The organism is Mucilaginibacter sp. GW822-FHT03E02 (genome assembly GCF_058801545.1).
Genome location: NZ_JBXANJ010000002.1, coordinates 1,386,764 through 1,400,012, shown reverse-complemented (window position 1 = coordinate 1,400,012; position 13,249 = coordinate 1,386,764). Strand labels below are relative to the sequence as shown.

Here is a 13,249-nt window from a genome sequence, read left to right as displayed (position 1 = left end):
TAACAGCACAGTCCAGAACTGTAACGGTGCGTTAACCGGCATTGTTCTTTATGAGTAAAACTGTACTTTCTTAACTTATAATATATAGAATGTAATTGGTTGTTTTACAGCATAATACGAATTGTAAAATTGTATTTTAATAAAACTGCTATAAAATAATAAAGCATAGCTGCTAAACTTTGTGTAGATGATTTGCGAGGGGGAATTAAATAAAGATGGTTGTTAAGCCCAGTGTTTCTTGATGATCCACCAGTCGTCGGGATGTTAAACAACCGATTATCTTAAAACCTTCATAAATTATCACTATGCAAACAGAACTCACTGCCGATCCGGCATTCACATCGTCCGCCGATCTTATTGCAAGCAGATGGTTAACATCCGATATATATAAGGAGGTGAAAGCGCAGGGCTTCCCCGGCTATATGTGCTATTCGTTTATGCAAACTGCGCGCACTGCCAATAGCGTAATTTTAAGCCGCCTTCCGGGTGGTGTGGGGCTCGATCTTATTGAAAAAGGGTACGATCTGAAAGGGTTCCATATCAAGGCAAAATCGTGTAACTGGGGCCCAATGGCGGGCTTTATCTGCCGGTTACCGGTGTTTAATAAACTTGGGATAGACAAGGCTGAGTTTAATGCTAAAGAGGTAGTACATTATCTTAAACACCTCAAAAACTTCTCGGGCTCTAAAATAGCGATTAAGAAGGCTACTGCTACGAGGGATAGCGATATAGCGAAATTAGCCACCACCCTTTCCGAAGCGGACAGAAAAAAGGAGACAGAAAAGATCAATGCCATATGCGATGATATTGTGGTTAAAATTTTATTGGCTGAACGGGAAAAGGAGGAAATCGAAGGCGAGTGGTCTGGCGAAAACGCAATTGAAACGGAATACCCTTTTATTGCTTTAAAGCGCGAATTCGATGTTGCTAAACTTTCAGAGATCCGCGGTATTAAGTTTTCGCTTGAGATTGACGAAACCACCTGGTATGGCGTAGCGGAAAACGTTACTAACGAAGACGGCGGCGAAAATAAGCCCACTGTAATTACCGAATTTTTATTAAAAAAAGATACCAGTAAGGATTACGACAAGAACGGTAAGGAGATTGCTAATAAGCGCTGGAAGATTTATCACGGGAGGATAAAGTATAAAACATCCGACGCTCCCACTGCGCCTTTTGATGTCAATTTTGGCGGGCAGGTACTTGATGCCAAATTCAAGACGGATTACTTAGAAAAAAATAGGGAAACGCTAAAAACGATCTTCGCTTTTGAAGAAAAGGAAAAATTGGTTTATTCTGATGGCCCCGATCTTGCCAAATTTCTGTATTCAGAAGGAGGAGTTAATGTTTTTGCCCCTCCCGCAGGCAGCGCTACTTTTTATGTAGTGCAGGGCTTTGTAAACCCGTTTCCACCATATAAGTTGCAGCCGCCCCCTGCAGAAGGTGCAACACCTATAAAAGACGAATATTATAAAAATGCTGTATCCGGAGATTACGACCTTTTTGCCAACTGGCCGAAGATGAGTGTAAACCAGGATGAACTTATCAGGCATTCGGAGATTGCTACGGGTGCGGTTAACCGCATTGGAGGAAAGATATTTACTACTTATGTAGGCAACCACAACAATTTTGGGATAGAATTTGTACCGGGCTTTGGTGAGCTTAATGCCAAACCCGGAAGCAAATTAAAAGAAAGCGCCGAATTTGGTAACATGAACAGCCTTTGTCATTTGGTTTCGGGCCTAATCAACAACAACGCCGCCTACTTTTTAAAGGAAGTTAGTCAGTCAGAGGAAGTTAGCCAGAACACCTCCGATGGCAATAAGGGTTTCCATAGTGATGAAGGTGGGCGGCCCGGTATTATGGAGATAGAGTTCCCGATAGCGGTTTTTTTGCCAAAAAAAATGGAGACTGCCGCATTGAACAACGTTGCCGATAGCACAGGCGTCATTACATCTACCCTGGCCCGGCGGGCAGAATACCTTGGAGGAGGGCTCCTAAAATCGGCCGAGGAGCTGGTGATGTTCATCTTAGAATGCATGCAGGCCGATTTCAGGATCTTTATGCATTACCGATGGATGGTGCATTTGCTATATAACGCAGTGGATACTACCGAAAACGCTGTGATTAAATTAAAAGCTGCCATAGAAAAAAACCGGGCCGCTATAATAAAAGACGACGATAAGTTTACAGACGAAGGCGGCTTAAAGGAGTTTAAGGCTATTGACGCTAACAAGGCAATAATTGATAAACACATGGCGCCTTATAAACCATTGTATATAGATAACTTAAAGAAGATACTGAAGTGTTATAAGGATGACAGCGGCCTTTTTAATGAAATCACCAATCTGTTCTTTGATTTTTACTATTTGCCCAACATGCCGTCGTTTGATAAACGGACAGCCCTGGAGGGCTTGATGAATAAAACTGAAGTTAAAGCGGCCACACCAGTTACACCTGCATAATGGCAACCATGAAGATCAACGAAATTTCGGAGGAGTTTGGCAAAAAGCTAAACGCCCATATGGCTGGCTACATTGGCAGTATCATCCCCGGTGTGCTTGATGCCGAGTACACCGGCGATAGCGGTGTGTTTAAATTGGAAATTGCCGATACTACTTTCCTGAATGCAAAGGGCAGTTTAACCGCCTATATTTTTAAGGATGGCGATGATGCGGTTTTTCTGCTCATCCCCAAGGTAGAAGATAAAACATTTGCAGAGTTTTTTCCGCAGATGGTGCCAAAATCGCCATGGTTATCTACGCCGCCAAAATTGGGTTTCCCAAACCTGCCGGCTGTTAAAGTAACCGCAATAAAATGGTATTATATGTATGCCACCGCCGATGGCAGCATTGATAAACTATGGCCTAAAATAAGCGTGGCAATAGCCGATGCCGGCCTTTTAGCAAAACTTAAAGCTGTATCCCGCGAAGATGAGTCGGCTGATGAAAACGAAGGATGGCGCGGTGGCCTTTTTTATACCGGCGAACTGCCAAACATCCCCGAATCGGACATGATCCCCGAGTTTGCCAAATCCGCCTGGGCCTTTATAAAAGATAAAGTGGTTGCCCATGGCTGCATATACCGTACGCCGCTGTTGCCAAATCTCACCCTGCAAATTCCGATATTAAATTCCCAAAAGCCCTTTGATGACGACACAATAGAATCAATTGAACTGAGCATTGTATTCAGTTCGCCGCTAATGGCGGCTAAGCAGGCACAACTGCCGGCGGCCGATAAAAAGAATGAAACCGCTAAACAAAAAAGGGAAATTGGGTTGGCCGGCACGCTGATATTTAAAGGTAAAAAACAACTCGGGATAACCGGTTACTGGGCGCTTGATGATGATGCCTTTTTTATAAAAGTAGATTGCTCATTAGACGATTTAACGAGCTACCTGGATAGATCGGGCCTGGTAGAGGAGCTGAAAATAGCCAAACTTGATGCCGGCGTAACTTTCAAGATCTCCAAATCCGAAAAAAGCCTCGAATCGATAACCTTCGATGCGGGTATATCAAACCTGCCCATTATAGATAAGATACTGACTGTTGATAATGCCGCCCTAACCAGCACTATTTTGCACCCAGGCAAAATAAATATGGTTTCGGCCAAATTTTCTGGCGCGGTACGATTGGGCAGCGGCAAGGTGCAGCTTAAATGCAACGGCCAATATCCTAAGGGCGAATACAACCTTTACCTGGACCCCGCGCCCGAAAAACAGGTTTATCTTACTGATATCGTAAACATATTTAATGACAACACCGGTTTTGAAAGCGAGAAGGCGATAACCAAATTAGCAGGCAAGTACGATTCTGGTAATAAGCAATTTGCCCTGGAGATGGCCATTGCCGATGGTGCCCGGTTAAATATGGATACCGATGCTACAGCGCCGGTAGGGTTCACTCTTAACAACCTTAATGTTGGCATTTATGGCAAAGGCAATTACATATTTAAGCTAAATGCCAGTTTTTCCTACTTCATCAATCCCGGGCGCGAGCTTAATTTTGTAGGCAGCGCCGAATATGATAAAGGCTGGCGGCTAACGGCTTGCTACCGGGGTGCCGTAAAACTCAAAGAAATTATCGATTCGTTTAAATTGGGCAAAGCTCCTGACGAACTGAACGCGGTAGAATTTAAACGGCTTGATTTTGTATACGATAAGCACAACGACGCCAAAATAAACATAAAGGGTTTCGCCGGTGTCATCGCGGTAACTATTTACGGGCAAACCGTAAATATGCTGCTGAAGGTGCAGGAAATAAACAAAACAACCTATTTCTCGGGCGAGTTCACTACCCAAATAGAAGGTAACCCAACCAGGTTCAATGTCGAGTTCATCAAAATAACCGAAGGGTATAAGTTAGGGTTGCAGCTTATATTTGTTGTTGCAGGCGTAAAAGTTTATTTACAGGCCACACGCGATAAAACAGGCAAAGGTATAGATGCGCTTACCAGGAACCGGTTTAGCGGCGGCACAAGCGGTTTATCGGTTTCGCTGAGCGATCTGCTGGCAGAATATTCCCCATCAACCCCATTTGATAGCCTGCTGCCCCATGGCTTTTTACCGGAACTTATCCTGAACGATATTTACGTAAGTTACGATGGTGCAACAAAGCAAACGGATATTATAGGTGTTGCCAGTGTTGCCGGCAAGGATATCCGCATTTTTATACAGCGTACTTCTGTTATAAACGAGGCCCCCGTTTACGCTTTTGGCGTAGATACCGGGGTAGATTGCCTGAGCCGGTTGCCATTGGTAGGCGAGGAACTAAAGGATGTAAGCTTTAGCAACGTAGGATTTGTTTACACAAGTAAGGCGGGCCTATATTTATTGCCATTGTTGAGCGTACCCGATAAAGAAAAAGGCGATATGCCTGCGATAGAATTCCCGGAAGAAGCAACCGGATACAGCCAGGGTATTACATTGGGCGGCAGCATCAACCTGCCCACGCAGGACGAGCCTATTGTTATCGCCCTGCCTGTCACCAAACAAACAGAACAATACCTGCTGCTGGGTGCCGACAATGTTTATGCCTTAACCGAAGGCCCAAAATCATTCGACCCAGCGGTAAAATGGATAAACGTTAACAAAAAAATGGGGCCGCTTGCCTTAAATAAGCTTGGCTTTAAATTCGAGGGCGGCCGCTTATCGCTGCTCATTAGCGGTGCCGTATCGCTTGCTGCGCTATCGGTAAGTGTAGAAGGCCTGGGGCTTTCGTTCTCGCTATCAAAACTTATCCATGGCGACGACATCGAGCCGCAATTTAACCTTGATGGCCTGGGCCTGTCAATGAAGAAGGACCCGCTTGAGGTAAGCGGGATGCTGCTGCGTGCACCTAATCAGGCTGGTGAGTCATTGTCGTTTTATGGCGGCGCGCAGATCTCTACATCCGGCTTTAGTATAAAAGGTATTGGTGGCTACGCTACGCTGGATAATGGATCAACCTCTATGTTTATATATGGGTTGTATAATGGCCCTATAGGTGGCCCGTCGTTCTTTTTTGTAACGGGTATAGCGGCAGGGTTTGGTTATAACAGAACCATACGCACCCCCAACCTGGAAGAGGTGAAAAAGTTCCCGCTGGTATCTATGGCGCTTAGCAAGCCAGAAGATCAGAAAGACCTTAAGGGGATTCTTGAAGACCTGATCTCCGGCCAGTGGATCCCGTCATCGCCTGGCGATTACTGGCTGGCCCTCGGTATCAAGTTCACGTCTTTCAATATCATTGAATCGTTTGTACTGGTCACTGCAAAATTTGGCAATAAACTGGAGTTTGCTATTATTGGGCTGTCGCTTTTAAAATGGCCAGGTAACGGCACGCCGATAGTATATATCGAACTGGCCCTGCTGGCAAAATTTGGCCCGGATAGCGACGTAATTGCCATTAACGGCATGCTTACCAATAACTCCTACATCCTTAACAAGGATTGTAAGATAACAGGTGGCTTTGCCTTCTATACCTGGATCTCTGGCCCAAATGAAGGCGACTTTGTGATTACCCTGGGTGGTTACAAGGCGGGTTACAAAAAGCCGACGCATTACCCAACGGTTGATAGGCTTGCCCTTAACTGGAAGTTTAGCGATGCGCTGTCAATAAGCGGCGAAATGTACTATGCCCTTACACCTCGGGAGATAATGGCGGGCGGTAAATGGGAAATAGCCTATAATCTCTCCTTCCTTTCGGCACGGGTTATCATCTGGGCGGATATGATGATTAAATGGGCGCCGTTTGAATATTATCTTGAAGCGGGGATCATTGTACGCATCGAGGCCAATATCAAAGTGCTCTTTGTCCACATCCACTTTAAATTGCAAATGGGTTGCGTGGTTCAAATATGGGGCCCCCCGTTTGCAGGGCAAATCTATGTGGATTGGAGCATCTTCTCCTTCACTATCGGCTTCGGCGGCGGCGAACGTAAACAGCTTAAACCGTTGGTTTGGGATACTCTTGGGAAAAATTCCGACGAAACCAGCTTCAAGGAATCGTTTGTGCCTAAAAAGAACGGAGCCCCAATTATTCTTGATGCACGTATTATAAAAGGCATCATAAACCAACCCGATGCGCCCGATAATAAAAAAAGCGGCGCGGATAACTTAAGCAATACAGCTACCGAAATTACTTACGTAAACGGCTACGATATTGTAATCGCCATCGATTCGTTCTTCCCGTTATCGGATATCGCTACCCCTGATCTGGCGACAACAAAAAAATTACTTAAAGCCGGCGAAGAGCCTGCATTTAAAAAATTAGACAACAAAACCCTAATGGAGGTTGCCGGCGCAGATGTGCCACAAACCCTGGCAAATAAAAATACGAATATCGGGATACAACCGATGGAAGTTGATAAGCTGGAAGCAACGATGCGCGTATGGTTAACGCGCGAAGGCGTGGTAATAACAGACCATATAACTATTATAGGGAGCGCAAAGGGGGTTAACAACGCATTATGGGGTAAAAAGGCTGTGGCCGGGCCGGATGTACTGCCAAATGCCCTAATGGGCATTAAGCTGCACGCGGTAGAGGAGATTGACAAAAATATGATAGGCCTTGACCTTGACGGCCGCTACGAAGAGAAGGATCCCCAAAAAACCTTGGATGCAATCCCGAGAGCCGAGCCGGAACCACTGATTGATGACAAGGACGAACGGGCCAAAGCTGTAAGAAATATGTTGCTCGGCAATGCAGCGGCAGCCGAAGTAAAACGACTAAAAGACATAGGTTTTGACCTGGAGGCCCCGGACGAGATCATCTTTGATGGTGGGCTGTACGATATCCCCGATTACCTGGTTTCAATTGGCCAAATGTTACCTAAAAATTCAATGTAATATGCTAAGTAGTAACGATAAAATAGATAAGGGCACCCTAAAGCTGCAAAGTTTTTCGAGCCCGCCATTAAAAGCAGGCGCTTACACGGTAAATGCCGGCACCGAGGTGGGCACTGACGGTAAGGCGCTTGCAGACTTCTCTACTATTGGGCTTAGTTTTGAGATAACCGCACCGCGCTTTTCGCTCGATATGGCACTTTTTCACAGCGTTTTTCCGCTCGCCGGTTCTAAAGGAGCATATAAAGACGCCATGCCGCATATCATTCTCAATCGTAAAACGCTGCCCTGGGAACGGGTAGTGAGGAATAAGAATGGTGAAAAACGCCCCTGGCTTTACCTGTTGCTGCTAAACGAAGACGAACTGCCAAAGGATGCGGTTAAAGAAATAAAACTGAAAGATGTATTGAATGCCCCTGCCGGCATCAGTTTGCCAGACATTACATTAACCGATAAAGAAAAATTTAAGGAGGATAAAATTAAGATACTGGAGATTCCCGCAGCTTTATTCATATCCGTGGCCCCGCTTAAGGATGAACTGGATTACCTGGCCCATACCCGCCAGGTTGATGCTACCGACCGCTATAATAAAGACAAAGAGCAGGGCAAGGACAATAACGCCGGATGGTTGTCGGTACTATGTTGTAACAGGTTGCCGGCTTACGGTAAAACAAATACCGCGTTCCTGGTTTCGCTGGAAGGTTACGGCGATGTAATTGACCGTGAAAGAAACATCCCATCGGGTAATATACGGCTGGTGGTTATGAAGCAGTGGTCGTTTACTGCGCAGGGCGCATCGTTCTCCAACCTGTTAGACCAATTGAACGGCAACGCGCAGGATCTAAAGATGGAGATTAAACAAGAGGATCAAAAACTTTTATCGAAGGGTATTTTAAACGCTGTAAAGTTTGGCTATACCATGATCAACCACGGCCGGCGCGACGGCCAACAGGCACCATCGTGGTACCGTGGGCCGCTGGTACCGGTAGAGATCCCTAAACCTAATATACACAGTTATAAATCTGCCGACAATGCCTTAAGGCTTGATAAAGATACAGGGGCCTTTGATATCTCATACTCGGCCGCCTGGCAGTTAGGGCGCTTACTGGCACTGGAAAACCCGGGTTTTTCTGCAGGTATCAGTAACTGGAAAAATACTTTCAAGGCAGATAAGCCGATATCGATAGCCAGGGATCTGATCACCAAAAAAACAATAGTTGACGATAAGGAAATAGCGCCAATTATTAACCCGGAGGACCTGGAGGTTACAATTAAGGAGATAGAAGGCGATGAAGTGCTTACCGATTATGTGATACTGTTGTGGAACCAAAGCAAAAAAACAACATGAAGGATATAAGATCTTTTAACCTGTTTGACATGGTTAATGACCAGTTGAACTGCACAACTGCCGACCCTGCCACGCATATGCCGCTGCTGCCCGAAGATGTAGGAGAGTTTTTAGGTAAACTAAGTATGCTGCAGGGCGTACCCGTACATTATCTTATACCTAATGAGCGCTTTTTGCAGCTTACCGAGGTTGAAATTAATGTAGACAAGCACAATAAGATTGTGGCAGACCACCTGGTTGCCGGCCGTGCCGATGTGCAAAAAATAACGGTAGAACGCGGCGCGCTAAAGCTGTTTTATATCGACCCGGAATGGGTGCAGTGCCTACTAAACGGCGCCTTAAGTATAGCCGATGACGACGACGTAAAGCTGCTTACCAAAGCAATGGAAGGTAATTTTGCCGCACTGGTGCATTACAACGAAGTAAAGGAGCAGGTAAAGAAGCAAATAAACGGGCGTTACACCCCGGCGGAATACGAGAACGAGCTTAAAGAACGCCTCAAACAAAGGAACCTGGTTTACGGCAACCCATCGCCAACCGATGCGCAAAAAAACTGGAGTTACACGGGCTTTATAATCCGCTCGTCGGTAATATCAACATGGACAAGCGTAGAAATAATAGCTAAAGGCACCATTGGTAAGGAAACCGACAAAGCCCTGCGTGTAGTGCGGTTAGATAAATTGGCCAATAACACGGTGCTTTGCATTTGCGAAGGTGTAATTACCGAAGTAGAAATAACCCAGCCCGCTGAAACCATTTACCTGGATACAACACAGCTGCAAATGGGGCATGTGCCGCAACGCAATAATGGTGTACTGGATATTACTAAAATAATTGATCCGACACCACACCTGCTAAATTCAAAAATGGCAGACTCGGCAACGCTAACCAATACGCTGCTATCAAAGCCTTTAAAAACCAAACTCACAATTAAACGCAATTAATACAATGGCTACAGTTGATACTACATTAAACCTGCTTGTGCCTATCCATCTGGAGGCGATGGTAGTTAATGGTAATGCCAGTTCATGGAAAGATACCACGCTTAATTTGGCAAACCTTAGCGTTAACCGTTATCAAAATAATGGCGCCCTTGGTTATTACCTGGAAAAAAGTATACCCGAAGGTACTAACAAAAACGAAGGAGGCAAGGTGCTAAAAACCGGCATCCATCTCCATTGGATTATGCCCGATGCATTAAGGAAGGGCACGCACGCCCAGGATGGTACGTTTGAATTCCCGGCGGTGCCCAACAGGTGGTTGGTTATCCGTTCCAATAAAAATGGCGAGCTAAAGTCATGGGTGGTACAAAGCGATTACCTAAACAGCAGTACAACTGTCAAATACAATTATATTAAAGAAAACGCCGGGGATAAAACCCTAAAGGCGATAAAGATGGGTGCGGACTTTGACTTAAAAAGCTGGCCCAATGAGGATGCGCCCGCCGCTATAGAAAAGCTAACCATAATGGCCCCCGGTAACCCCGAGTTTGCCGCATCGTACCTGAGCTGTAAGGGCGTATTTGGTTTTCATGACGATATGCTTGGCGATGGCGGGCAACTGATGGACGGTGGCGAATTTAGCTACCAGGTTTATGGCTGGTACGCCGATAAAAGCCAGGATCCGATGGGTAACGTTAAAAACCTGATCTCGCTTACCGCTAAATTTAAAAAATTATCCTGGGCATTAGAAGATCTTACGGCACTACGGGGAGATTTGCCAAAAGGCACAGTTTGCTACGCCATGGTGCACACCGTTCAATGGAAAAGCAAGCCTCAAAACCGCATCCCTTCGGGCGGGATAAAGATAGGCATCGGTAATACCGTTTCAGAAGCACTGGCCAGTATGCTGCCCGGCGAAACAATACCTATCAGTTCAAATATTCGCGAAAAATTACTGGCGGCCTATCAATATAAATCGCTGGTTGATAACGGTTTGGAAAGTAACGGGTTAGATCTGTTGAATAAAAAGGTACATGCTAAAAGCTTTTTACCGGTAGACGCCGGCGTGCAATGGGTAGTGCAGCCGCCCGAAAAAAAGGCGGGCGATACTTCTAATGAAACCATAGATAAAAGCCAGGTACCCTTTGTTGATGATGTATCAGCCGCCTTGTACCGGCTTAACAGTTTGCAGGAAAAGTATAACACTGTGGCCGATACGCTTGCCGCAGAGCAGGCGGAACTTTACGCATTAAAATATAAGCTGGTGTTTAGCCATACCGTTGATAGTGGTCAGGGCGACTTTATGCCTGCGGAGGGATGGGGCCCTATGGTAAAGGGCTTGGAAAACGCTGTAGGCGAAAAAATTGCTGCGGTAAACAAGCTCATGGTAAATATGGGCGAATTACTGAGGGTGGTAGCAACTCCGGAGAAAATTGAGGCAGGCCGCCTGGAATGGCCCGAGGATTATAAAGGCAGCATTGCAGATCAATACGACAGCCTGAAGACTGAGATGCAGAACGCCGGCATGATAAACTTTGAGATAAAAAAAATAGCAGCGCCCCAGTATTACGAACCTGTAGACCCTGCGGTTGTAATAACCGGGCTGGAACCCTCACAAAGATATTTTAAAAGCAGCGTTGCCAATTTAAGTGCCCAAAACGACGAGGGAAAATTAAAATGCCGCACACCATACCTGCTGGCCAATCAATTATACATCGAGGACGGTCGCAGCATCGGCGCCGGGGCAATATTTCCGGAAAAGGTTGCCGAGTTGTTTGCCCTGATGGACCAAAAAAGTATACCTGCCGGAATAAAGGGCCTCATAAGCGAATCATTACTGCTTAACCCGTTAATGGCAACCGAAATAAGCCGGGCATCAACCTGGGGGCTCGAAATAGATGCAATTAAACACATGTTGTTAAACTACAGTGGCAGGGGTGGGTACTATAAGCATGCCGATGGTGCAAATGTGCAGCCGGCCTGGTTGCCACCGGTTAATGCTGTTTCGGAGTGGGAACAACCATGGACCCCGCTTTATTTGGAGTGGGGCGTAAACTGGCAAAAACTACAGGCTCCCGGTGTAAATGCATTAGAAAACTGGAAATTTGGCGATGCAAAACACCGTATCGATTTTAAATACGGCGCATCGTTAAAAAGTTATAAAGGTGCTGATAACAGCACGCCATACTACGGGCGCACTTTGCTTTCTTCACAATTTGCCGATAAGGTAAAAAGCCTGAATGCCACCATTAACAGCCTTTTTAAAGAAGATCTTTTCAACGAGTTTAAACCGATGGCGCAATCGCTTGGCGGATTCACCACACAGTTGATACAGCGATACCATGGTGTGCAGCTGCCCATTATGAATTGCGAAGGCGAGGTATTAAAAGTAGACAAAGATTATAGCCTGATGGGCAACCAAAACTCGTGGCGCCCTTTGATAGTTAACCACGACTTTACGCCGCTGCGGGCCGGGCTTATGGGTGTTACCATGCTGCGCGTGATAGATTCCTTCGGCCAGGCGCTTAACGTTTTATCGCCGGGTAGGCTGTCGGGGGCAAAACGAAGGGTATTTGAAAATTCGCCCGGCTTAAGGCAGGGGGGCGATATTAACAAATTTGAACTGGAGCCACGCATTGTACAGCCTGCCCGCTTAAGGTTTGATTGGGTTAGCGCTAAGGATTTTCCGGTAACCAAAGGTGATAAACGCGTTACGGATTCTGACCCGGCCACCAGCCCGGTTTGCGGGTGGCTGCTTTACAATAAACTGGATAACCATATTGTTGTGTACGAGGCATCGGGTGTTGAAGCGGGATATTTTGTAAAAAACAACGCCGGTAACACGGTGCGGCTTATAACGCCTGCCGGCAAGCCGCCTGTTACTGATAAGGTATTGCAAAATGTAATGGATTTTATTGGGTTTAACCTTAATAACTTTAACGGGATGTGCAAACAGATAGGTGCCGTTACAAAAAAGATTCAGTCGAAATATTCGCGGCAGCAATTAACCATGGCCTTGCCCACCGGTTTCCCAATGGCAATTGTTAGCGCGCAGTTCAAGATCGAGCTAAAGGGCCTTGCGGCTAAGGATCAATCGTGGCTTGGTGGCTTGAATAACGCAAAGTTTACAGATATTGATTACGCTGTAACCATTGGCAATGCCGCCAACAAAACTGATGGTCTGGTAGGGTATTTTCTGAACGAGGAGTATAATCGCTTTATGGTATCGGCAGGCGAAAAAGATGTGCCAATGAAATTTAAAAACACCCCCGGCAAAAAATTTTTAACAGATGTTGTGCAGAAAATAACTATCCTGATGGATCCGCGCACCATGGTCACCATTACAACCGGGTTGTTACCTATGGGTAATTACGAATTGCCGCAGCACACCATCGCCAAAGCCTTAAAAAAGATAAATATCCGTATCCTGGCTGCACCTGTAATTACCCCTGTAGATGAAGTGAAAATACCATTACTTAAAAGCGACGATGCTACATGGGATTTCGTTACCGCGCTTAAAGTCAAGCCCCCGCTGGTTGCCGAAGAGGGCACAAGCCCGTTAAACTACAAAAAGATACAGGCAACCGAAGGCTGGTTAACGTTGGTAGCTAAAACCCCCGAATCAAAATAAAAAGG

Annotated in this window: 5 protein-coding genes; all 5 read left to right on the top strand. The window is 45.9% G+C overall.

What is annotated here, in order from left to right; translation table 11 throughout:
- Window positions 1-305 precede the first annotated feature (305 nt).
- Genes AC1RM2_RS32285 through AC1RM2_RS32265 form a run of 5 tightly spaced genes read left to right on the top strand, consistent with a single transcriptional unit; the run spans window position 306 to window position 13,244 of the window.
- A complete protein-coding gene (locus tag AC1RM2_RS32285; RefSeq protein ID WP_492989244.1) occupies window positions 306-2,465 on the top strand; it encodes an anthrax toxin-like adenylyl cyclase domain-containing protein in 2,160 nt (719 codons plus the stop codon).
- Between the two features lie 8 nt (window positions 2,466-2,473).
- Window positions 2,474-7,327 (top strand): DUF6603 domain-containing protein, encoded by a 4,854-nt coding sequence (locus AC1RM2_RS32280; protein WP_492989243.1) that lies wholly within the window; start codon window positions 2,474-2,476, stop codon window positions 7,325-7,327.
- A 1-nt stretch (window position 7,328) separates the two neighbouring features.
- On the top strand, window positions 7,329-8,672 hold the full coding sequence (locus AC1RM2_RS32275) for a hypothetical protein (protein WP_492989242.1): 1,344 nt from the start codon (window positions 7,329-7,331) through the stop codon (window positions 8,670-8,672).
- The gene (locus AC1RM2_RS32270) at window positions 8,669-9,616 is read left to right on the top strand and encodes a hypothetical protein (RefSeq protein WP_492989241.1); all 948 of its coding nucleotides are present in this window, start codon (window positions 8,669-8,671) and stop codon (window positions 9,614-9,616) included. Before AC1RM2_RS32275 ends, AC1RM2_RS32270 begins: the two co-directional genes overlap by 4 nt.
- A 4-nt stretch (window positions 9,617-9,620) precedes the next feature.
- On the top strand, window positions 9,621-13,244 hold the full coding sequence (locus AC1RM2_RS32265; RefSeq protein ID WP_492989240.1) for a hypothetical protein: 3,624 nt from the start codon (window positions 9,621-9,623) through the stop codon (window positions 13,242-13,244).
- Window positions 13,245-13,249 lie beyond the last annotated feature (5 nt).

Excerpts from the sequence above, each read along its gene's own strand:
- AC1RM2_RS32285 (WP_492989244.1), top strand. The coding sequence starts at position 306 with ATGCAAACAGAACTCACTGCCGATCCGGCATTCACATCGTCCGCCGAT.
- AC1RM2_RS32280 (WP_492989243.1), top strand. The coding sequence starts at position 2,474 with ATGAAGATCAACGAAATTTCGGAGGAGTTTGGCAAAAAGCTAAACGCC.
- AC1RM2_RS32275 (WP_492989242.1), top strand. The coding sequence starts at position 7,329 with ATGCTAAGTAGTAACGATAAAATAGATAAGGGCACCCTAAAGCTGCAA.
- AC1RM2_RS32270 (WP_492989241.1), top strand. The coding sequence starts at position 8,669 with ATGAAGGATATAAGATCTTTTAACCTGTTTGACATGGTTAATGACCAG.
- AC1RM2_RS32265 (WP_492989240.1), top strand. The coding sequence starts at position 9,621 with ATGGCTACAGTTGATACTACATTAAACCTGCTTGTGCCTATCCATCTG.